This is a genomic window from Burkholderia sp. BCC1977 (assembly GCF_905339595.1).
Classification (GTDB): domain Bacteria; phylum Pseudomonadota; class Gammaproteobacteria; order Burkholderiales; family Burkholderiaceae; genus Burkholderia.
In genome coordinates, this window is record NZ_CAJPGQ010000010.1 from 1 (window position 1) to 23,584 (window position 23,584).

Here is a 23,584-nt window from a genome sequence, read left to right on the forward strand (position 1 = left end):
TTCTAGCCAAGTTCAAATGTCCGCTTTTCGACCCATCGTAAGCTGATCGGCCGCTGGGAATCCAGCGCCGGAGGCTTCGATGGCTGCAACGGAACGGATCACGATGACGATGCGCGAGCTGGACAGGTTCAAGGTCATTCAAGACGTGGCCGACGGCAAGCTCAAGCCATGGCGAGCGGCGGAACGGCTGGAGTTGACGACGCGGCAGGTTCGCCGGCTGGTCGCCCGGCTTCGGGAACACGGCGCGGCGGGTTTGGTATCGGGACACCGATCGAAGCCCGGCAACCGTCGCCTGGACCCAGGAGCCGCCGATCGGGCGCTATCGATCATCCGCGATCGCTACGCCGATTTCGGGCCGACGCTGGCCTGCGAGAAGCTCTGGGAATGTCACGGTGTTCGGTTGGACAAGGAAACGGTCAGGAAGCTGATGACGGAGGCTGGTTTATGGGTGCCGCGCCGGCAACGACCGCCCAAGGTCTATCAACCGCGAGCGCGCCGGGCCTGCCTCGACGAACCGATCCAAGTCGACGGCAGCGACCATCGGTATTTCGCCGAACGGGCACCGGCCCGCAAACAACCGTTGAAACAAACGCGAGCACCCTGCCCACTTGCGCGCCGATCTTCGACACTGCGCAAGTGATTGTCGCAAGGAGAAAAAATAATTTAGCTACCCATATCAACCAGGAATAAACACGGCAACCTATCGCCAAATTAGAGAGATTCAATTGGCTCGATGCCCGCCGAAGAGACTAAATTTCGTCGGCATCTCCCCCTCAGCCAAGGAACCTCATCGATATGTCACACACCGCGAATCGCTTTTTGCAAAGCATGATTGCCGCGGCCTGCGTCGCATTGGCCACTTCGTCTCATGCCGCTGAACTGACCCGCGACAACGGCTCGCCCGTCGGCGACAACCAGAATTCGCAGACAGCCGGACCGAACGGGCCGACGCTTCTGCAAGACTCGCATCTCATCGAAAAACTCCAGCGCTTCGATCGCGAACGCATCCCCGAGCGTGTCGTGCATGCCCGCGGCACCGGCGCGTTCGGCGAATTCGTGCCGAGCGCCGACATCAGCGACCTGACGACGGCCAAGGTGTTCACACCCGGCACGAAGACGCCCGTGTTCGTCCGCTTCTCGACCGTGATGGGTTATCGCGGCTCGCCCGAGCAGGCGCGCGATCCGCGCGGTTTCGCCGTGAAGTTCTACACGGAGCAAGGCAACTGGGATCTGGTCGGGATCAACCTGCCGATCTTCTTCATCCGCGATGCAATCAAGTTCCCCGACTTCGTTCATGCGAACAAGCCGAGCGCCGTCACGGGCGTACAGGACCCGAACCTCGCATTCGACTTCTTCGCGCACGCGCCGGAGGCGACCAGCATGCTGACCCGGCTGTACACGACCGAAGGCATGCCCGATTCGTACCGTCACATGGACGGCTACGGCGTGCACGCGTTCAAGTTCGTCAATGCCGACGGCAAGTACACGTACGTGAAGTTCCACTGGAAGAGCGAGCAAGGGATGCACGGGCTGCGTCCGAAGGACATTCCGGGTTCGATCGGCGCCGACTGGAACCTGATGACGAATGACCTGTATGCCGCGCTGAAGGCCGGCGACGCGCCGAAGTGGGACCTCTACATCCAGGTGCTGAAGCCGTCCGAGCTCGACGCGTTCGACTTCAACCCGCTCGACGATACGAAGGTGTGGGCCGGCGTTCCGGAGCGCAGGATCGGCACGCTCACACTGAACCGCGTACCGGACAATTACTTCGAGTCGACCGAGGAATCCGCGTTTGCCCCGTCGCGGATGGTGCCGGGCATCGAGCCGTCGGAAGACCGGATGCTGCAGGGCCGGATGTTCTCGTACGCGGATACGCAGATGTACCGCCTCGGCGCGAACTTCAACCAGTTGCCGATCAATCGTCCGCGCGTGGCCGTCACGAACAACAACCAGGACGGCGCGATGAACTTCGGTGACCGCAAGGGTGAAGTGAACTACGAGCCGTCGACGCTGAACGAACTCGCGCAGAACCCGCGTTACAAGTCGGTCCAGACGCCGCTTGCCGGCACGACGCAGCAGGCCGCGATCCGCAAGACGCTGAACTTCCGGCAAGCCGGCGAGTATTACCGCATGCTGCCCGCGCAGGAACGGCAGGATCTCGTGACCGCGCTGTCGGGCGACCTGAACCACGTGACGAACGACGCGAACAAGTACGCGATGCTGTCGTACTTCTTCAAGGCCGATGCGGATTACGGTAGCCGTCTCGCACGCGCCACGCACGCGGACCTTTCCCGCGTGAAATCGCTCGCCGACAAGCTCGTCGAAAACTGATCGGGCAATCTTGCGAAGGCTGCAGGCGCGGCCTTCGCGTCCCAACCCATCCGATTGCGCCGCGCGGCCACGCGCGGCGCGCATTGCCGATGAAAAATCGACTCCGAACCGCCCTCTTCCGCATGCTCGCGATCGCGGGCCCCGCCGTGCTCGCGGCCTGCGCGCCGATCGCACCGCCCGCGGCCATGCCGCACCCCGACGCGCACGCCGACCTGCGCCGCTACGACGATGCATGGTTCGCCGCCGCGCGCCTCGGCCGCATCGACATCCTGCAGTCGCTCGTCGACGCGCATTATCCGATCGACGCGACGACGCGCGAAGGCTACACCGCGCTCATCCTCGCCGCCTATCGCGACCAGCCCGCGACGCTCGACTATCTGCTGCGCAACGGCGCGGACCCGTGCGTCGGCGATCGTCACGGCAACACGGCACTGATGGGCGCGCTGTTCAAGGGCGAGACAGCGATCGCGAAGCGGCTGGCCGATACGCACTGCCCGATCGACCAGACCAATCACGCCGGCGAAACCGCGCTGTCGTTCGCCGCGCTGTTCGGCCGCCTCGACATGCTGCCCGTGCTCGTCGCCCACGGCGCGAACCCGGATCATGTCGATGCCCTCGGCCGCACCGCGCTGCAGAACGCCATCCTGCAAGGCAACGACGCCGCGGTTTCGGCGCTCGAAAAGGTGGGCGCGACACCGAACGCCGATGTGACGTTGCGATCGAGGCCGTAAGCGCTTGAACCTCGTGCGGACGAACGCAGCCTCCTCGACCACGAACTCGGCCTCGGTGCCGGTGTCGCGAATCAATTCGCCGTCGCCACGATTCTGCACGTCCCGCCGGTCGCGCATCGAACCCTTCCCCCTGCCCCTCACGCGCGCTGGCACAGCCATCCGGACGCCGCCATCGTCTCGACGTTGTTCACGTTCGTCATGCTGATTTCGAACAGATCGCGGCCGGGCATTACCGGAATCCTGACGGTCATCCCGCAGCGGTCGTCGTCCAGCGGCTTCAACAGCTGGTAGTTGGTATGGGTGCCGCCGTCGGTGCTGTAGGCGAACACGACATAGCCCGGCAACACGCCGAGACTGCCGAGCGAGACGCGCAACATGCCCCCGGAAAACACCGACTGCGCCGATTCGTTGATGACTTTCCACGACGTGTTCACACGTGCCTGCCAGGCAGCATCGAGCACCGGCAACGCCGGCAGTTGCTGCGCATACGGCGTGACGCGGAATACATAGCCCGAGCCGTCGACGACGCGCTTGGTCAGATACCGGTTGCTCACCGGGTTGCCTGCGTCGTCCGTGCCGGGCAGGATATCGAACCGGTACGACACGGTATCGCCGTCGCTCCACCACCAGCCGTCGCTGCGGTACACGTATGGCGCGCCACTCGGCGCAACGTCCGTCCACGTCGATCCGTTCCATTTCGTCAACGCGAGGCTGCCGTCCGCGTTCACGGCAACTTGCATCGGCAACGATTCGTTGCCGTACACGCCGCCGACCGCCGACACATCCGGCGACGCAGCGGCCGACGGTGGCGCGACATTCACCTTTGCGGGGGCACCGGCGATGCTGCCGTCTTCCCGCAACGCCTGCAGCAGGATCCCGGGCGCGATGCTGGCCGCGTCATAACCCGTGTTGCCGGTGATCATCAGCGCCATTCGCGCGGCGGGCAGCACGTAGAAATGGCTGGAAAAGAACTGCGTGCCGCCGCTCTTGTACGCCCCTGCGGCACCGGCAGCGCGCAGGACCGGATCGTCGACGTCGTCCCAGCCGAGACCATACGCATACGCATAACCGAGCCGGGTCGACTTGATCTGCCACCGGTCGGTCTGGTCCGTCAGCATGTCGGCGATCCCCGCCGCCGACGCGATGCGCTGCCCCTGGAACATGCCGTTGCCGATGAACAGTTGCGCGAGGTTCATCATGTCGAGCGGCGTCGTCGACAGGCCGCCGGTGGCGTACGGATTCGCGAATTCCTGCCCGTACTGGGTACCGTTCGCGTACGCCAGCGCGAACTGGCCGCTCGCCGGCACGCTGGTCAGAAAGCCGGAGTTCGTCATGTTCAGCGGCGCGAGGATGTTGCGCTGAACGAAATCGGTGAAGCTCAACCCGGTGACGGCGGCGACCACCAGCTCGAAGATCGTGAAGCCGTCGTTGCAGTACACCGCGAACTGGCCCGGCGGATGATTCAGGTGTTCGTTGGCGAGCACCTTCTGTGCGGCGGCCGCGTAGCCGGGAATCGGCGCATACGCGAACATGTTGTCGACGTTCTGGCCGGGCAGCCCGGACGAATGCGACAGCAGATGACGCGACGTGATCTGCGTGTACTGCGGCGACAGCATGGTGAACGACGGCACGTACCGGACGATCGGCGCGTCGAGGTCGATCAGCCCGCGATCCTGCAGGATCACGCCGGCCAGCGCCGCGATCACCTTGGTGACCGAACCGATGTTGTAGCGCGTCGTCGGCGTGGCGGCGACCGCCGGGCTGATCGACGCATTGCCGAACGCCTGGGCCCACACGACCTGATCGCCCTTGAGCAACGCAACCGAGAGGCCGGCGAGGCTCTGCGGATGGGCATCGAGCGCGGCCTGGATCGTTTGCCGTCCCGCCGCGATGGTCGCGCCGTAGGTCGACGGCTGAATCGTATCCGCGCCGCCGCAGCCGGGCAGCATCGCGGACAACCATCCCGCACCCGCGTATTCGAGGAATTGCCGGCGGCCGGCGCTGGATGGCGCCGCGTCGTGGCGCCGGTGGTGTGGATCGCGTGTGTGGGCCATATCGCCTTCTCAGGAAACCTGCTGTGCGGCACGCCGCGCATCGCGCGTCGTCAGGGAACTGCCGTCGGGACTCCAGCCCGGCGGCCGGATCAGGTACTGGATCGCGGTGTGCAGGCTGTCCGCCTTCGCGAGGTCGCGCGCGATATTGCGCCACTCGTAGAACGCGATCCTGAACGGATTGTCGGTGCCGATGCTCGAGGTCAGCCCGTAGTGCGGCGTGAATCGCTCGGGCGTGTACGACCGGAACAGGCGGTCCCAGATCATCGTGGTGCCGGCGTAGTTGGTATCCAGATAGTCGAAATCGCTGCCGTGATGGACGCGATGCTGCGACGGCGTGTTCAGCAGCGCCTCGAACCAGCGCGGCATCTTGCCGATCGCTTCGGTGTGGATCCAGAACTGGTAGATCAGGCTCACCGACTGCATGAACAGGATCATCTTCGGATGGAACCCGACCCACGGCATCCACGCCCAGAACAGGAACGATCCGGTGATCGTGCCCGTCCACGTCTGGCGCAGCGATACCGACAGGTTGTATCGCTCCGACGAATGGTGGACCGAATGCGACGCCCAGAACCAGCGCACCTCGTGGCTCAGGCGATGGAACCAGTAGTAGCTGAAATCGTCCGCGAAGAAGCACAGCACCCATGCCCACCAGACGTTCGTCGGGATCGTGAAGATCCGGTGCGCGTACACCCAGCTCAGCACCGCGAGCACCAGCCCGCCGGTCAGCACGCTGGCGACGAATGCGCCGATCGCGAGCGCGAGGTTCGCCAGCGTGTCGCGGGTCCGGTACAGCGACCGCCCGAGCACCGCCGCGAGCACGATTTCCACGGCGATCAGCACCGCGAAGGCCGGGAACGCGGCCACCATGATATTGGGCAGATTGTCCATCACCGTTGCGCTCCTGCCGGCGGGCGACGAGGCCGCGCCATGGCCGTTCAAGGATTCGACCGCGAGAGGCCGGTCGGCTCATGCGCAGGGTGAACGCGATTCAGGGTGCAGGCACGGCACCCTGTCGCGATGCTTTCACAAAGGACGGCGCCCGGAAAAGGATCGGCCGTACTCCGGCCGATCGGCTGTTCCGCGGCGTCAGGCCGTGCCGATTCGATCGGACGTGCGGCCCGAACCGTGGGTTGGTCTCCCCGGCTGTCCAGGCTTTCTTCGATACCCCGCGCGACTGTTCTTTTACGACTGTTCTTTTACGATTGCCAGCAGGTGCGAAGGTACTGCAGCCGTTTCGTTTGGGAAATACCGCATATGCAGTAGTGCAGCCGTCGCGAACGCGTCGCATTCGCGTGTCGGCGCAAGCGGGCACGGTGCCGTTGCACCGTCACGCCATCACGCCGACGCGTCGATCAAGGTCTGCATGGCCTGCGGGTCGAGCGGCTTGTGCATCACGCTGAAGCCGCTCGACGAAGCGGCATGGATGCCCTCGGGCGACGTATCGCCGGTAATGATGATGGCCGGTATCTCGCGTTCGATCACGCGGAACACCCCGTGGACGACATCGGCGCCGGTCACGTGCCCCGCCAGCCTGAAATCCGTCACGATCAGGTCGAGTTCGGCGCGCCGGGGCGCGGCAAGCTCGATCGCACGCTCCAGCGATGGCGCGGCGATCACGGTATGCCCCCAGGTCTGAAGCAGCGTCTGCATGCCGGCCAGCACGTCGCGATCGTCGTCGACGACGAGGATGGTCTTGCGCCCCTGCCCGCGCCCGGCGTCCGCGCCCTCGCCCTCACCCGACGGGTTCGCGCCGGTGGCGCGCGACGGGGCATGGTCGGCCATGGCCAGCCGCACGGAGAACAGCGAACCGCGGCCCGCGGTCGAACGCACCTGGACGCTCGCATCGATCAGCACGGCCGTGCGCTGCACGATGGCGAGCCCGAGGCCCAGCCCCTGCTCCCGGTCCCGCGCCGCGTTGCCGATCTGGTAAAACTCCCGAAAGATGTTCGGCAGTTGATCGGCTTCGATGCCGATGCCGGTATCGAAGACCTGGATCTCGACGTCGGTGCCGCGCCGCCGGCAGGCCAGCAGGATGCCGCCGCGCTGCGTATAACGCACGGCATTCGACAACACGTTCGACAGGATCGTGTGCAGCAGCACCGCATCGGTTTCCAGCCAGATCGCGGTCGGCCGGATCCGGAGCGTCAACCCCTTGGCCGACGCGGCCTGACGAAACTGGTGGTCCAGCGCATCGAGTTCCTGCCGCAGCGGAAAGCGGCGCGGCTCGACGTCGATCACGCCCGCGTCGAGCCGGGAGATGTCCAGCAACACGTTCAGCAATTGCGACATGCCTTTCAACGCGGTCCGGAGCCGTTCGGCGATGTCGTCGAGTGCGGTTCCATCGACGCTCGGTGCGCGTGCCATCGCGCGCAGCGTCGCGATGTAGAGGCCGAGCGCATGCGTCGGCTGACGCAGGTCATGGCTGGCGGCGGCCAGGAATTGCGATTTGCTGCGATTGGCGAGTTCGGCGCGCTCCTTCTCCTGCGTCAGTTGCCGGATCAGGTCGACGTTCTCGAAGCGCAGCGACACGGCGTCGCGCACGGTACGCTGCAGCGTCCGGCTGAAGGCGAGATTGACCGCGAGCAGGAACAGCGACAGGAAGCCCAGCACGGAAAACAGCGCACTGCCGTGCATGAACGAACGGAACGCGAACGGCAGCACCGTCGGCAATGCGTAAGCCACGTAGGTCGGCCACCACGACGAAAGCGACGCCACCGAGCCGCCGGTCATGCCGGCCAGCACGATGCAGATCAGCGCCGTCACGATCGTGTTGTCGGGCGAAAAGAACAGCACGCCCATGGCGCCCCACAGGCAGCCGGACAAGCCCGCGAACACCAGGTATTTCCGCGCGCGGCCCCTGGCCGTCCCGGCAGGATGTTCGCCCGCGCGGCGATCCCGCCAGACCACGACGGTGCGGATGGCGGTCAGCACGCAGATCGCCGCGGCCCACGCGAGCAGCGCGTGTCGCGACACCTCGTTCCACAACAGAAAGGTGGTCAGGCTGACCACGGCGAGGTTGCCGAACAGGATCGGCGGAGACTGTCGGTACAGCGTATTGACCAGCTCCAGCTGCACGTGGCCACGATATTCTTGCGCTATCCTGTTTGCCATTTCAAAATCGCGTAGCGGATCCGGCGTTGGAGTGGTCGGGCGTCGATCTCGCCCGCCGCGTGACACGTCGCAACGGGGTTGCATCGTATTGTCGCAAAGGAATGAGCTTCCGGGTGCCCCGGGAGAAGGCGAAAGAAAAATGAAAAAAATCGTGCTTGCCGAAGACCACGCCGTCATTCGCGACGGGCTGAAGTTGCTGCTGAAGACGCGAGCGAACTGGACCGTCGTGGGGGAGACCGGCGACGGCCGGAGGGTCGGTCAGCTGGTGTGCGAGACGCAGGCCGACCTGCTGCTGCTCGATCTCGACCTGCCCGGCTTCCCCGGCATCGACCTGGCGAAGCAGATCAAGACGCAATCGCCGCAGACCAGGATCCTGGTGGTCACGGGCAATCAGAACCCGGCCACGGTCCGGGCGGCCGTCGCGCTCGGCGTCGACGGCTACATGCTCAAGCACGAAGATGGCGACGAGCTGCTGCGTGCCGTCTCGCTGGTGCTGTCGGGAATCCGTTATGTCAGCGACTCGCTCGCCCATGTCCTCGAGCACACCGGCGCCGCCGCCGTGCCGCCGGTGACGGCGCGGGAGAAGGAAATCCTCGTGCTGATCGCCAACGGACACTCGAGCAAGGACATCGCCATCAAGCTGAATCTCAGCGTGCTCACGGTACGCAAGCATCGACAGAACCTGATGTCGAAACTGTCGTTGCACAACGTTGCCGAAGTGATCGCCTATGCGCTGCGCGACGGCCTGACCGTGCTGCCGCTGTCCGACGATGTCGGCACGGAGGCGACACTGCGCTGACGCCCGGGCCGGCGAGGACGACGCATGCCTGAGCGTCGTGGCTCGCCCTTCCGATGATCGTCGTCACGCGCGACGTGTCGGTTGCCTCCGCGCGACACCCGTCACCCGACCACGACCTGCTGCCCCGGATTGATCTCGCCGGGCGTGTTCGCCAGGTTCCGGTTGAGCTGCAGGATCTCGTTGAACGCGGTGCTGATCCGCTGACCGTCCGACATCCGCTGCTGCTCGTCGGCCGGCACGTGGGCCGCGGCGAGCAGCGATGCTTCATGACTTTCCGCGATCGTCCACAACGAGTCGCCGGCCGCCACGGTCGCCGTCAGCGGCGTCGGCGCGGGGCTCGGTGAGCCGGTCGACGGCTGCGCAGGTTGCGACGGCGTACTCGACGGCTGTGTGCTCGCCGTAGCCGATGCAGATGAAGATACCGACGGCGTCGCCGACGCATGCGGCTGCACCGGTGCCGTCGTCGTGCCGGGCGACGGCGCAAACGACGCGCCCGGCGTCGGCACCCCGGCATTCGAACCCGACGGTTTCGGCGACGAGCCCGGCGGCTTGTGCTGATCGTCCGACGCGGTCGCCGACGTGTACAGGCTGATCCCCTGCATGATCCCGAAGATCGCCACGGGCGCCAGCGCGATGCCGGTCGGCAAGCGCTCCATCCACGGCGTCGCATTCGGGAAATGCGAATGCAGCCGCCCGGCGCCGAGTAGCGCGCCGGACATCGCGGTCAGCGTGCCGGTCACCGGATCCACCGTCAGCGCGGTATGCACGCCGGTTGCAATGCCGACCGCCGAGGTCAGATAGTCGCCGGTCGCGCTGGCGATCCGCGCCAGTTGACTGCGGTTCTCGGCATTCACGCCGCGCAGGCTGCCCTTGTAAACGATGCCGGTGTAGACGGCGCTGAACGCGCCGCCGATCGCCTGGCCGCCGGCCAGCAGGTCGCCGTGCGTGATCGCCCGGAACGCATTCATCGTGATCGAGCCGCCGTAGCCGCCCAGCGCCAGCACGCGGCCGACGCGGCCGACCGAATGCCGGGGGCTGCCGTGGTGCAGCAGCTTCAGCGACGTCCCGCCGACCACGCCCTGCATTTGCGCGAGCATGTCGGCGGCGATCACCTTCGTATGCGCGATGGTGTCGTCGAACGACAGCATCCCGTCGTCGTTCAGCGCGCGAAGCTGGGCGGCCATCGCCTTGCCTTCGTGCGCGATCTGCTCGAGCTGCGCGCCGCGTGCGGGCACGTCGAAACCGTTCGCCTTCAGCTGTGCCTGCAACCCGCGCACGAGCCGGTCGACGACGCGGTCGAACACGCGCGGATCGCCGTTCTTCAGGCTCGCGACCGCGCCGTGATGCAGCGCCTGGAACACGCGCCCGACCCGCAGGCCCGCGTACAGCGAGTTCGTCGCGGTGCGCACCGACTCCCGGCCGACCGCTACCAGCACGCCCGCGCCGGCGCCGCCGGTCACGGTGGCCGCCGCGATGTCGCCGGCGATCCGCTTGGGAGACGGTGGCGGCGTGTTCTCGCCGATCGGTTCGTCATGCACGCGCAGCGCATGCAGTTCCGCCTGTGCGCGCTGCGCGTCGGGAATGTCGACCTTCGCGAGCTGGGCGGCTTCCCGGCGGCTCGCGCCGATCGGCTTGGTGCCGTCGTTGAGCAGCGCCGGATCGTGCACGACCGCGCGCCAGTGGTCGAGCGGGTCGGCGGCGGCCGGCCGCGTGCCGGTGGTCACCCGGTCGGGAATGCTGGCGCCGTAGTCGGCCAGCCAGCGTCCGCCGAACTTGCGCGCGCCCTCGTCCGTCCCGGAGCGCGGCGGGTTGCCGTCGGCTTCCCACAGCGGCGTCGCATGCTCGATCGTCGCCTTGCGCGCCTGGTTCAGCCACACGGTCGTGTTGCCTTCGTAAAGCTTCTGGCGCAATGCGGCCAGCTCGGCAGGCGTCATCCCGTCCGCGGCACCGAGCCGCTCGACTTCCGCGAACAGCAGTTGGTGCTGGTTCGCGAGCGTCTGCCGGTCGACGCGCTCGAACACGCGCGTCAGCGCATCGGCGCCATGCAGGCGGTTGATGATCTCCGGCCGGTTGCGGTTCTCGACGATCAGCTTCGCGAGCGCGCCGGTCAGATCCTGGTTGCCGATGAAGTCCGCGCCGTGGGTGCCGTACGACAGCCCCATGTGCACCCATTCGAGCCCCTTGCGCTCGAGCACCGCGCGCAGCAGCTTCTCGTGCCCGCCGCCCGGCACCGATTCCGGCACCGCATCCCAGCCGTGGAACGTGACCATCACGTTCGGCGCCTTCGTGTCGGGATGCGCGTTCGACCAGCGTTCGAGCGCGGTCATCACGCGCACGTAGTCGTGATACGTGTCGTTGGTGCCCGACTGGAACCGGTAGTCGGTACCGGACACGAGCGCGCGCGACGGCGCGGTCTCGAGCCGGATCGCGAAACCGGTGCGCGCGGCCTCGTCGAGCCAGCGATGCAGATGCGCGAGATCGTCGAGCGCGAGCGCCGTCCCGTCCGAGTCCGGCGCTGGATGGATCATGCCGTTCTCGCCGTCGAACACCGCGTGCTTCTGGTCGCCGAGCGCACGCACCGCGCGCAGGAAATCCGGATCGTGCGCCTTGCCGAGCACCGCCGCGAGCGAATGCGGATCGATCACGAGCGTGACGACCGGTGTCACGCCGCCGTACCGCTCGACGAGCGCCCCCATCAGCGCGGGATCGTCGCTCAGCGAGAACGCACGCGCCATCGGCACCATGCGATCCTGCAACGCGTCGCTCGAGCGCGTGAAGATCTGCCGGATCCGCTTGTCGGCGACGGTCGCCGCGCCGAGGTTGCGCGTTCGCGCGCGCAGCTTGCCCGGCACCGGCAGGAACCGCGACGCCGAGGTCGACACGTCGCGCGCGACGTACAGCTTGTTGCGCAGCGTGCGCCACATGCCCACGTCGACCATCACGGCCTGCGGGTCGCCCTTCAGCACGAGGTTCACGTCGCCGGGCCGCTGCGCCTGCGTGTTGTACGCCTCGATCTGCTCGTGCGTCGCGAAATACTGCTCGGGCTTCGCCGCGCCGTTGCGCAGGCTGAACTCGACGGCGGTCGCCGACGACAGCCCCGGCTGGTACGGTTCGATCGACAGCGGCTCGGGCGCGGTGCCCTTGTTCCCCAGGCGCCGCAAGTCCGCGAGCACCTCGTTGTAGCCGTGCCGCGTCCGGGCCGCGAGCGCGCGGAACGGCGCCGAATGCAGGCCGCGCGCTTCCGCATCCTTCCATTGATCGTGCAGCGCCTTCGCGCGCGCCTCGAGCGCGGCGACGCGCGTCGGCCGCGCGCTGTTCAGGAAATCGCGCGGCGACAGTTGCGTGAGCAGGAAATGCACGTCCGTGCCGAAGCGGTCGTTGCCGATCGGCATCGCGTCGAGCGGCACGCCCGGGTGGTGCTTGTCGTTGGCCTGCGGGATCTTGTCGAACCAGCGCATCTCGCCGTCGCGCTCGGCGATCACGCCGAGCGGGTCGCCCAGCGCCTCGGCCACCGCGCCGTCGGTCCTGAACACGTAGATCACATGACGGCCGCCGTCCAGCGCGCCGTTGCGGATCGCGGTCAGCAGGTGCGACACGCTGTTGCCGCTGAAGTCGACCGCGTTGAGCGCGGACTGGTCCGACGGCAACAGATGCGGATCGACCGGCGCCAGCGGCGCGGCGTTCGCGTCGTCGCCCTGCTCCGCGCGCGCCAGCGGCCGGCGCACCGGCACGATCGACTGGAACAGGTCGCCGGCCGAGCGCAACGGCTTCTTCTCGACGGCCGGGGCCGCCTTCGCCGGCCGGAACCCGCCGACGCGGTCGACGGTCGCGGGCGTCACGTCGCTGACGACGAAGCGGATCCCGCGGCGCGGCGACCGGCCGACCGGAATGCCCCCGCGGCGGCGGCGCCGGAACACCGTACGCAGATCCTGCTCGGGAATCTCGGTATCGCCGACCGACGCCTTCTCGAAGTACGTCCACGCGTGGTTCGTGTTGCGCTCCGCATGGCCGAGCACCTTGCCCGTCTCGTCGTCCACCACGTGAATCCAGCGCTGCTCGCCGGCAACCGCGCGCACGGCCTGGCGCGGCCGCTTGAAGACCGGCGCATCCTGCAGCTTCGACACGTCCGCGGCGAGCGTCGTCTCGATCGCCTGGCCCGACGTCGTCACGGCCCACGACGTCTTGCCGTCCGGCGTCTCGATCTTCGACGGGCCGCCGAATGCCACCAGTTCGTCGTGCGCGACCGGCGACACGTAGAAATCGAACTTGCCGCGCGCGCGCCGACCGCTGCTGTCGGCGCGCTCCAGCGCCTTGTTCAGCGCGTGCGGTACGCGCTTGCCGTTCAGCATCCGCACCGGGCCGAGCACGCCGTTCGCGTCGGTCTCGAGCACCGCGACGAATGTCGGTGCCGCATGTGCGCCGGTGCCGGCGGGCGGCGCCGCATGCGCGGTCACCAGCACATGCGCATTGGGGCCGAGCTGTCGCGCCAGCCCGTCCAGCGTCGGCGCATGCCGGCCGTCGACCCGCGTGAGCGTGCGGCGGCCGAGGGTGTCGAGCCAGGTGGCGGCTCGCGCCTGATTTTGGGCCTCGACCGCGGCGGCACCTTGAGGCGCGGCAGGCGCGGCGGCATGACCGGAAACGGTAGCCGGCGTTGCCGCTGCGGACGCGTTGCCTGCCGGGTCGCCGGCCGTGCTCGCGAGGCGGCTTGCCGGCCCCGTCGGTCCGATCATCGGCCAGGTCGGGCTGCCGTCGACCGCGCCGAGCGCGCGCGTGCCGCCGGCATGCACGACCGCATAGCCTTCCGGCAAGCCTGAACGATCGATGTCGACGAGCCGGTACGACACGTCGCCGGTCGCCGCATCGCGGGTGCGCACGACGTACATGTCGACGCCGGCCGGCTTGAACAGCGTGCCGCCGTCGGGCGTGGTGATGCGCAGCGCACTCGCCGGGTCGTGGCCGAGCACCGACAGCAACACGACGTCGGCCGGTGCGGCGGCGTCGACGGCGGCCAGGTTCGCGGTGGCGCCGGCCGCGACGCGTTCCGCCGGCGTCAGGTCGCCCTGCGCGAACGCGGTGTCGTCGGGCAACGCATCGGCCGGCACGTACGCGTGATTGCGCGGCCCGGCATGCGCCGCATCGAGCGCGTGCCCGAGATCGTCGTGCGCGACCGTCCTCACGCCTTCCGGCAACGCGAGTTGCGCTGCGGCGGCCGTGCGGCCCGTCGCGTGCGCTGCCGACGCCGCGCCTTCCGGCACCGTGCCGCTGAACCGGAACCAGCCCGCCTCGGGATCGAGCGCGCCGAAATCGGTGCCGCCGCCGAGCACGATGCTGCCGTCGCCCGTCACGAATTCGACGCGCAGGTTCGTCAGGCCGGCCGCGTCGAACGCCTGCATCACGTCGTCGATCACGCGGGTCGGTTCGGGGCCGTCGAGGAAGTAGCTCGGCCAGTGCTGGCGCACGGTGCCGCCGACTTGCGTCACGCGCGCGGCGTCGCCGATCACGCCCGGCCGGTCGGCCAGCGCGCTGCGGAACGGATGGTCGAGCGTGACCGATTCGAACGTATCGTCCGGAATCGGCGTGAAGTCGTAGCCGGGATCGGCAAACGTCGGATCGGGCACACGCGGCACCGTCGGACGCGCCGGCCGATCGGCCGCTGGCCGCGCCGCCGTGTGCGCGGCGGTCGGCGCCGGCTCCGCGTTCGGCCCGGCCGCAAGTGCCGGGCGGCCCGCCCGCGCGGGGTCGCCGACGAAGCGCTGCATCGGCAGGCGATCGGTATCGACCTCGCCGGTCCGGCGCGTCCCGCGCACGGTGGCCGAGCCGTCCGGCTTGACGAGCAGGATGTCCTGCGGCGCCCAGACCGACGTCGGCCGCCCGGTGAGCTCGGACAGGCGTTGCGCGAGCGCCGCCGCGAACGTCCCGCTCGCGGCCGGCACCTGGCCCGGCGCGACCCGCAGCGGATCGTGCTTGTCCGACCCGCTGAAACAGGAATACAGCGTCACGTCCTGCCCCGGTTCGAGGTGCGGCGCGACACGCTCGGCCACCTCGTTCGGCGTCACCGGCCGGCCTTCCGGGCCGAGCATCGCATCGGCCGACATGCCGTGTCCGAACACGACGTGATGGCCCGGCGGCGACATCAGCCCGCGCGCGCCGATCGGATGAAGCGGGTCGCCGGCCGGCATCAGCAGCGTGTCGGCCGGACGCAGGAATTCGGGATGCTGCGTCGCGTCGACCCCGGTTACGTCGTCGAAACCCGGTTGCAGTACCGCGTCGCCGTGGATCGTCGTCGTCATCACGCCGTCGTTGGCGATCGTGCGGTCCGTATAGACGCGGCTGTTGTTCCGGTACGTCTTCTGCGGAATCCCCGACAGGCCGTCGTCGGCTTCGGCCTCGGCAGCCTGCTTGGTGCGCGCGGCCCACTCGTCCGCCGTGAAGATCTGCCCCGGCTCGACCTCGACGACAGGAACCGGCACGTAGACCGGCGGCTCGCCCGCGTCCGGCTCCGGTGCGAGACGCGGATGCGCGTGGGGCCGCGGCTGGGCGGGCCCGCGCGGCGTCGCGCCCGGCCGCGCGGCATCGCCCGGCGTGCCGGGGTTGCCGCGCCGCCCGCTGTCGGCGTCCGGATCGATCTGCCCGTCGATCGGGCGCACCGGTTCGACCGGCGCGCTGTCGTGCCCGTGCGCGACCGTGCCCGGCACGGGTTCGCCGCGCCGGGCGAACACGAGCGGCGGCTCGCTCGCGTCGGGCGTCTCCGGGATGTGCAGGTAGAGCCGTGTCGACACGTCGGGATCGTGGGCCGGCACGACGATGTCGTCGCTGTTCGGATGCAGTTCCAGCGCACCGGTGCCGCGTATCGAATTGGATGCGATCGACGCGATCACGGGCACCTGCAGTTCATACGCGAGCTCCTGCGCGAACGGATAGCCGCCGGAGCCGAGATAGCAGCCCGTCAGCAGCACGCCGTTGCCTTCCGTGTAGGCCGGATCCTCGAGCAGGCTGCGCGCGAATTCCCTGGGCGACATCGTGTTGCCGTCTTTGGTGATGGCGATCGCGCTGTCCCAGCGCACGTCGCGCGGCTTCGTACCGTGCGATTCGGCGATGTCGAAGCCCGACACCTTCAGGAATTGCCGCGCGGTCGCGTGGCCGAGCAGGTTCACGACATTCGAGCCCGGCACCGGCCGCAGTTCCAGCGGATTGACGCGAACCGGCTGCGCGCGGCCCGGCGAGAACTTGCCGTTCACGTCGGGCTCGATCTGGAAGCGCGCGAGCCGGCGGTCCGGATTGGGAATCGCGCGCTGCCATCCGGCCGTGTCGTCGTCGCCCAGCCGGCCGAACACCGGCGCCTGGATCAGGTCCGCGAATTCCTGCAGCAACTCGGGATCGGCGCCGCTGTGCGGCCCCTCCAGCGCGATCGGCGTGCCCGGCGTATAGCCTTTCCACGCCAGCTCCTCCAGCGCGTACGTCATTTCGAGCGCGCTCGCCGAGCGGCCGCTGCGCGGATTGATGACCGAGCCGCGATGCGTCAGCACGCGCCACACATAGACGCCGAGCGGCACGCGCGCGTCGCCCGACGCGCCGCTGCCGCCCCAGCGGTTCGACACCGGACGCGGCGCCACGGTGCTCCAGTCGACCGCGTGCGCGCCCTGGTCGATGACCGCCAGCGCCGGCGAGAAACGGTAGGTGCGCGGCCCATGCTGCACCGAACGGTCGGGCTTGCCCGCGAAACTGGGGGCATCGGGCTCGATCACGATGCCGGCCGTATAGCCCGAGTCGGGGCTGCCGTCGATGCGACTGCGCGGCGAACGCCATGCGACGAAGCCGCTCGCGCCGTAGACGTCCACCCCCAGCACGTTCGCGAGCAGTTGCGCGAGCGGGCTCACCCGCGTGCCCGCACCGCATGCATAGAGAATCACCGGCGATGTGCCGTCCCAGCCGCTCTGGCGCACCAGCTCGGCCATGGCCTCGGCGCTCATCGGCTTGCCGGTCGCGCTCGCGAACGCATCGGTCCACGCGTGCGCGTACACGGCGAAGTAGCCGGGCGGCACCGGCATCAACGGCCGCTCGCCCGCCGGCAGCCGGTTCTCGGGCTGCGCGGGATGGTTCGAATAGATCGCGAGATCGGCCTCGCGGCGCGGATAGGCGGCCCATTGCGTCTCGTTCATGCCGAGCATCGCGTTGATCACGTCGACACGCCGCCCGTCCTCGCTGCGAATCAGCGGTTTCGCCGGATCGAACCCGCGCGGGTACAACACGCTCAGCGTGCGGTCGTACGTGTCGTTCATCGACAGCGTCAGCCGCTTGCCGGCCGCGTCGAGCCCGACCCGGCCGACGATCGCCTCGGGCGGCACCGAGCCGTCCGCGGCCAGCGCGGTGTGATCGACCAGCGCGACCTGGTAGCGGCCGGCCGCCGCGCCGTTGCGGGCGACCATCATCGCGTCGTGGTACGACGCATAACGCGTGACGCCGATCGTGCCGTCGTCGGCGGAGGCGGCGGCCGCGCGTTGCGCCGGATCGTTCCCCGCGGCCGCGCGCCGCTCGTCCGCGTTCGCCGCGCGGATGTCCGCCGACAGGTTGCCCCTTTCGGTTGCGGGCAGGCCGTCCTCCGCGGGGCCGCGCACGTTGCCTTCGCCATCCGCCAGCGCGTACACGTAGTATTCGACGTCCTCGAGACGGTTGCCGCTCTCGAGAATCGACCCGACCACGCCGCTCAGGATCTCCGGATCGGCGGCGACATGCGCGGGAATGTCCCACGTCGCGGGGCGTGCCGCTGTTGCCGCCGATGCCGGCATGCCGGCCCTGGCCGGCGTCGCATCATCGCCCGCCAGCGCGGCGGCAACGGCCGGCGTCGCTTCGCCGTCGATCCCTTCGGCGTCGGGCGCGAGCCGCAGCAGCATCGCGTCGCCGTCGTCCGGCGTGCCCTGCGTGCGGCGCGCCCGCAGCCACGCGGTGAATCGCGCCCGCAGCCCGCCTTCCGCCGGCGACACCGGCTCGCCGTCGCCGGCGGGTTCGCCGAAACTGGCCGCCTGTGCCTCGGCGTGCTGCCACGGGTTGCCGATCTCGCCGACCGCGAGACGCTGGTTCGCCAGGCCATTGCCGAACATCGTGTTCGCCACGTCGATCGCGATCGGCCGCGGCGTCGACGACGGGGCCGGCGTCTTCGTGATCGCGCGAATCGGCCGCTCCATCAGCGTGTGCGAGCCGAGGCCCATCTGCGCGACGCCGATCCCGAGGTTCAGCAGCTGCTGCGCACGATCGGAATCGGACATCGCGTCCCAGTTCTTCACGAGCGACGCGCCCTGGTCGACCATCTGATAGCCGCCGATCGCGCCGCCCGTGACGTTGAACACGCCGGCCGTGCGGCCCGTCGTCTGCGCGACCGACTGGAACGCGTCGGCTTCCTGCGTGAAACGGCCGAGACCGGCCACGTCGGCCGTCACGCCCTCGCCGCGCGATGCCAGCGTGACCATGTCCGAGACCTGCCCCGTCGTGCGCAACAGCGACGACGCCTCCGCGAGCGACTTCGCCGCGACGCCGAGCCCGCCGCCCGCGATGCCCGCGCCGCTGCCGATCAGGCTGATCCAGTCGCCGCGCGCCTGCGCATTGCCGAAGCCGATCGACTGCCCGTGATCGCTCAGATTGTTCAGGTCGCCGATCGCGGCCGGCACGCCGACCGCCATCCCGGCGCCGACGGCGGTCCACGCGGCGCCGAGCATCAGGCCGCCGACCGGCGCGCCGATGCCGCTTGCGACCAGCACGACACCGCCGGCCGCGGCGAGAATGCCCGTGCCGATCTCGAGGTAGTGTTCGACGTGCTGGTACCACTCCGTCTTGTGCGCGTCGATCGATTCGTACTGCGAGTAACCGCCGGACGCCGAGCCGTTCGTCAGGCTCTTCGGCACGTACAGCTTGCCGTCGTCGGACAGCGCGTTGTTGTGCTGGTAATCGTCGACGGTGTCGTACTTCCAGCCGCGATCGTCGATCAGCTTGTACTGGTCCGGATGGTTCGCGACCTGCACCTTGAACAGCGCGCTCGGCGCGGTACCGGTCCCCTTCGACACGTAGTAGATCGGCACCAGCGACACGACCGCGTGATCGCCGCCGACCTTGCGGATCTGGTCGACGACGGCCTGGATCATCTGCGTCGCCGCCGAATTCTTCGCGTACAGCGACTGGCTGTTGACCGCGGTGCCGTTCTGCAACTGCCCGTTGCTGACGATCAGCTGCTCGAGCAGCGCCATCGACGGCACGTCGTTCCGGTCGGTCGGCGTCGCGGCCGGGTCGTCAGGCTGGATGCCGAGCCCCGCGCCGACGAAGTTCGTCATCTGGTCGGAGCCGGTGGTGAACGTGTAGGACTTGTCGTCGAAGTGCTTCTGGAAGTCGTCGAAATACGCCTTCAGCTGCTTGTCCGGATCGGCCTGGAACAGCTTGTAGCTCGCGCTTGCGGCATCCTTGTTCTGCTTGCTCTGCGCATTCCGGGTGCCTTGGTCGTAACGCAGCTGGAAGTCGTTCGCGAAGCCCGCGCGGAACCGGTCGTCGTTCTGCATCCTGGACAGCAGCGCCTTCGACAGCGCCGGATCGACGCCCGACGAAAGCGCCTCGCGCACGGTGTCGAAACCGTAGCCCGTGTTGCTGCCGCGCAGCGTATAGATCAGCGTCTTCGCGTTGCCCTTGTCGTCGAGCAGCCAGTTCGCGACGTCGTCCTCGCGCTGCACCGGCACGCCGCTCGCGGTCGGCTGCTGGTCGGCCAGCCCGACCGCCTTGCTGAGCCCCTTGTAGAACTCGGTGCCCTGCCCGTACGGCTGCGGCGTGCCCGTGTTCGTCTGCATCCACTTGTTGCTGAAATCCTTCTCGACGGTGTCGAGCACGACGCCCGCGAACTCGGGCGGTGCATTGTTCAGGATGTCCTGCATCCACTTGCCGGCCTTGTCGGCGTTCATCGTGTCGTCGTAACGCGCACGCATGCTCGCCTGATCCGTTGCGTCCGCATCGGGCTTCTGCATCAGCGGATCGATCTGCGAATGGATGAACTTCGCGTCGAAATGCGGCTGGCCGGCCTGCGTCCACAGCGTCTGGCGCTCGTCGAGCGAGAACGACGCGTCCATGTTGGTCTTCAGCACCTGGAGCGCCGCGCCGGGGTTGCTGCCCGGGCCCTGCATCAGTTGCGCGACCTGCTGCTTCGTATACTGCAGCCGCACCTCGGGCGCCGCCGCGAGCAGCGTCTGGATCTTCTGATAACCGGGATTGTTCTTGTCCGCCTGCGCCTGCGCCATCGCGTACGCGAACACGCCGCCCGCCTGGTCGATCTGCGCGTTCAGCGCCTTCGCGTCCGCGTCGCTCTTGCCGTCGGTGCCCACCGGAACGCCCGTCATCTTGACGAACGCCTCCGCGAGCGGATTCTGCTGCGCGAGCGCCTTCTCCTGCGGCGACAGCTTCGGGTCGTTCGGATCGACGCTCACACCGGTGTCCTGCAGCAGCGCGAACGTGACCGGGTCGGACTGTGCGAGCTGTTTCATCTGCGGCGACAGCGACGGATCGCCGGGGTTGATCGTCGCGATCGTGCGCTTGAGCTGGCTTTCCTCGCCCAGTGCGTCGACGAGGCCGGTGTACCACATGCCGTCGTGATTCTGCTTCACCGACGCGACGACCTGCTTCTGCTCGTCGGCCGTCACGTAGGTCAATGCGGTGTCGTCGCCGCCCGTCACGACCTTGTCGTACTGGCTCTGCGCCTGCGACAGTTCCTGCGTGATGTCGGCTTCGTCGGCGCGGCGCAAGCCGCCCGGCTCCTTCTGCCACGCCGCGTAGTCGGCCTTCGCGTCGTTCAGGCGCAGCGTCGCGGCCGACGTGCTGTATTCGTGGCGCAACGCGGTGGTGAGCGCCGTGTACGCGTCGTTGGCATTCGTGTCGGCCGTGCTCGCCGCCTGGCGCAGTTGCGCACCCGTGTCGGGATCGGCGCGCCGGATGCCGCCCGGCAACGCGTTGTACTGCTGCACGTCGGCGTTCGCGGCCTGGTCCTTCTGCATCGCCATCGCGAACTGGAACGCCTTCACGTTGGTCGCCCGCTCGGGCGCCGATTCGGCCGACACCGCCTTTTGCGCATCGTCGAGCACCGAGCCGAGCACCGGATCGTTCGGAGACGCATTGCGCAGATCCGAGGCCACGCCCGCGATCGCCTTGTTCGTGTCGCCGCCGCCGTCGGCCGCGACGCGCATCTGGTTCTCGACGGCCGCCTGCACCGAGCCCCATGCCGCTTCGGCCTTCTTCACCTGGTTGTCGAGATCGGCCTGCGACGCGTCCTGGTCGTGCAGGCGCTTGAGCGTCGCCATTTCGGCCTGCGCGAGCTGCAGCAGGCGCTGCGTCTCGGCCTGCGCGGCCGCGAGGGCCTGCTGTTCCGGCGTCTGCGCCGGCGGGGTGCCGCCGGCCCCGTTCTTGGGCGCCGGATCGTTGTCATCCTGCGGCTGCGGCACGTTCACCGGTCCGCCCCCGCCCACAGCCATCAACACCATGTCCGTTCTCCCGCGGCATGCGTGACGTGCCGGCACAGCGGCAGGCGGGCCACGCGCAATGGTCCATTGTGCCGAACGGGAAAGCGTGAAAAAGTCGCGTATTACGTAGTCGTCGGGCGGGTTGCGCCGGCGCGGGAAGACACGCGCTACGAACGCAATGAACCCGATGCCGCAATTCGGCCCGTGCCGCTTCGGGCGGCAGATTTTGCTGGCTGCCGCGCAGCGGGTCAAAAATACACGTTGCCGTCGTCCGGCAACACACGACCTTTCGCGATGCGTCATCACCCCGATGACCGCCGCCGCCGGCCCCTGAACGCAGCGACGCTCATGCTGAACCGCCCCGGCCCTGCCGAATCGTTCCGCACGCGCGACGGCTGCGTTCCGCATCGATTCGACGGAAACACCGCGCATCGAAACGCCACGATTCCACGCGATTTCGCAGAGGACCTTTCCTGTGCAGCGCCTTAATCGACGGTCGCACGTTCTCCAATAATGGCCGCTCGATCCGTCGGCCGGTGCGCCGACGCGACCCACCGGCGATCGGGCCGGAGACCAATGATAAAAAATCCTATGCATTCCTGCCAAACCAGCCAGCCCGCCGGCGCGCGCGTTGCCGCGCCGCATGCCGTCCGCCGCGGCCGTCGTCCCGGCGCGCTCCCGGGGACCGCGATTGCGGCCTGCGTGGCCGGCTTCCTGATTCCGTCCGTCGCGCACGCGCAGAGCAGCGTGACGCTGTACGGCCTGGTCGATACGTCGATCACCTACGCGACCAACCAGCGTACGCAAGGCGCCGGTTCGCCGGGCAGCGGCAGCGTCGCGCTGACGAGCGGCGCGTTGAACGCGTCGCGCTGGGGGCTGCGCGGCCGCGAGGATCTCGGCGGCGGGATGGCGGCGGTCTTCACGCTCGAGAACGGCTTCTCGGGCACGACCGGCAAGCTGTCGCAGAAAGGCGTCGACATGTTCGGCCGTCAGGCGTGGCTCGGCGTGAGTTCGCGCACGGCCGGCACGCTCACGTTCGGCCGCCAGTACGACCTGATCCTCGATTTCGTGACACCGCTGGGCGCGTCCGGCCCCGGCTGGGGCGGCAACCTCGCGGTGCATCCGTACGACAACGACGACTCGAACCGCAACCTGCGCATCAACCACGCGGTGAAGTACACGAGCCCGACGTATCGCGGGCTGACGTTCGGCGCGATGGTCGGATTCTCGAACACGGCCGGCGCGTTCTCGAACAACGCCGTATGGAGCGCGGGGCTCGGGTATGCGAACGGACCGCTGAAGCTCGGCGCCGGTTACCTGAAGATCAGCCGCGACCGCAACGCGCCGAACCCGGACGGCGCACTGAGCACGGTCGACGGCTCGGCGACGATCACGGGCGGCAATCAGCAGATCTGGGCCATGGCCGGCCGCTATGCGTTCGGCCCGCACTCGGTCGGCGCCGCGTGGTCGCACTCGGCCACCGACGGCGTGAGCGGCGTGCTCCAGGGCAGCGGCATCACCCCGCTGAAGGGCGAATCGCTGGTCTTCGACAACTTCACCGTGGACGGCCGCTACTTCGTCACGCCGGCGTTCAGCCTCGCCGCCGCGTACACCTACACGATGGGCCGTTTCGACACGCGCACGGGCCAGACGCGCCCGAAATGGAACCACGTGGTCACGCAGGCCGACTACGCGTTCTCGAAACGCACGGACGCGTATCTTGAAGCCGTCTATCAAAGCGTGAGCGGCGGCAACGGCAATCCCGCGTTCAACGCGACCGTCTGGACCATGACGCCTTCAGCCAACAGCAACCAGCTGGTGGTCGCGCTCGGGTTGCGGCACAAGTTCTGACGACCCTGCGACGCGTGACGCGCCCGCCGCGGAATGGCGCATCACGCATCGCCGCGCATCCCGTGGCGCTCGCGCAAGCAAGAAGGCGTCCCGCGTCCCGGTGCCGTGCCCGTGCGAAAAAGACGGAGAAACTGGTCACGCCCTGACATTTTTCCTAATCTGGTTGCAGCGGCGCCGTGCTTCGGCGTTCCGGCCGAGACCATCTTTCGCATGGCACGGCGCCGG

At 68.3% G+C, this 23,584-nt stretch carries 8 protein-coding genes and 1 pseudogene; 5 read left to right on the top strand and 4 right to left on the bottom strand.

Annotation, left to right across the window (positions count from 1 at the left end):
* Positions 1-79: 79 nt before the first annotated feature.
* The 3 genes and pseudogenes from U5771_RS10950 to U5771_RS10960 form a co-directional block, all read left to right on the top strand.
* Positions 80-568, top strand: a pseudogene (locus tag U5771_RS10950) (helix-turn-helix domain-containing protein); the annotation flags it as partial.
* Between the two features lie 260 nt (positions 569-828).
* Positions 829-2,331: a catalase gene (locus tag U5771_RS10955; RefSeq protein ID WP_415859402.1), complete on the top strand. Its 1,503-nt coding sequence runs from the start codon at positions 829-831 to the stop codon at positions 2,329-2,331.
* 89 nt (positions 2,332-2,420) lie between these two features.
* A complete protein-coding gene (locus tag U5771_RS10960; RefSeq protein ID WP_322023975.1) occupies positions 2,421-3,062 on the top strand; it encodes an ankyrin repeat domain-containing protein in 642 nt (213 codons plus the stop codon).
* Positions 3,063-3,199: 137 nt separating this feature from the next.
* On the opposite strand, the gene U5771_RS10965 is transcribed toward U5771_RS10960, so the two are convergent.
* The 3 genes from U5771_RS10965 to U5771_RS10975 form a co-directional block, all read right to left on the bottom strand.
* Positions 3,200-5,116, bottom strand: coding sequence for a serine hydrolase domain-containing protein (locus tag U5771_RS10965; RefSeq protein WP_322023976.1), 1,917 nt, complete (start codon positions 5,114-5,116; stop codon positions 3,200-3,202).
* A 9-nt stretch (positions 5,117-5,125) separates the two neighbouring features.
* Entirely contained in the window at positions 5,126-6,007 is an 882-nt protein-coding gene (locus U5771_RS10970; RefSeq protein ID WP_322023977.1) for a sterol desaturase family protein, read from the bottom strand.
* Between the two features lie 447 nt (positions 6,008-6,454).
* Complete coding sequence (locus U5771_RS10975; RefSeq protein WP_322023978.1) at positions 6,455-8,296, bottom strand: hybrid sensor histidine kinase/response regulator; 1,842 nt, start codon at positions 8,294-8,296, stop codon at positions 6,455-6,457.
* A gap of 85 nt (positions 8,297-8,381) precedes the next feature.
* Here U5771_RS10975 and U5771_RS10980 point away from each other — a divergent pair, with 85 nt between their 5' ends.
* Positions 8,382-9,029, top strand: coding sequence for a response regulator transcription factor (locus U5771_RS10980; protein ID WP_322023979.1), 648 nt, complete (start codon positions 8,382-8,384; stop codon positions 9,027-9,029).
* Between the two features lie 101 nt (positions 9,030-9,130).
* Here the strand turns inward: U5771_RS10980 and U5771_RS10985 are convergent, their stop codons facing one another.
* Positions 9,131-21,529 carry an LWXIA domain-containing protein gene (locus U5771_RS10985; protein WP_322023980.1) on the bottom strand — a complete coding sequence of 4,133 codons (12,399 nt, stop codon included), beginning with the start codon at positions 21,527-21,529 and terminating at the stop codon, positions 9,131-9,133.
* A gap of 570 nt (positions 21,530-22,099) precedes the next feature.
* Here U5771_RS10985 and U5771_RS10990 point away from each other — a divergent pair.
* Positions 22,100-23,359, top strand: coding sequence for a porin (locus tag U5771_RS10990; protein ID WP_322023981.1), 1,260 nt, complete (start codon positions 22,100-22,102; stop codon positions 23,357-23,359).
* The last annotated feature ends 225 nt before the right edge of the window (positions 23,360-23,584 follow it).

Coding starts and splice junctions, on each gene's coding strand:
- U5771_RS10955 (WP_415859402.1), top strand. CDS start 829: ATGATTGCCGCGGCCTGCGTCGCATTGGCCACTTCGTCTCATGCCGCT.
- U5771_RS10960 (WP_322023975.1), top strand. CDS start 2,421: ATGAAAAATCGACTCCGAACCGCCCTCTTCCGCATGCTCGCGATCGCG.
- U5771_RS10965 (WP_322023976.1), bottom strand. CDS start 5,116: ATGGCCCACACACGCGATCCACACCACCGGCGCCACGACGCGGCGCCA.
- U5771_RS10970 (WP_322023977.1), bottom strand. CDS start 6,007: ATGGACAATCTGCCCAATATCATGGTGGCCGCGTTCCCGGCCTTCGCG.
- U5771_RS10985 (WP_322023980.1), bottom strand. CDS start 21,529: ATGGTGTTGATGGCTGTGGGCGGGGGCGGACCGGTGAACGTGCCGCAG.
- U5771_RS10990 (WP_322023981.1), top strand. CDS start 22,100: ATGCATTCCTGCCAAACCAGCCAGCCCGCCGGCGCGCGCGTTGCCGCG.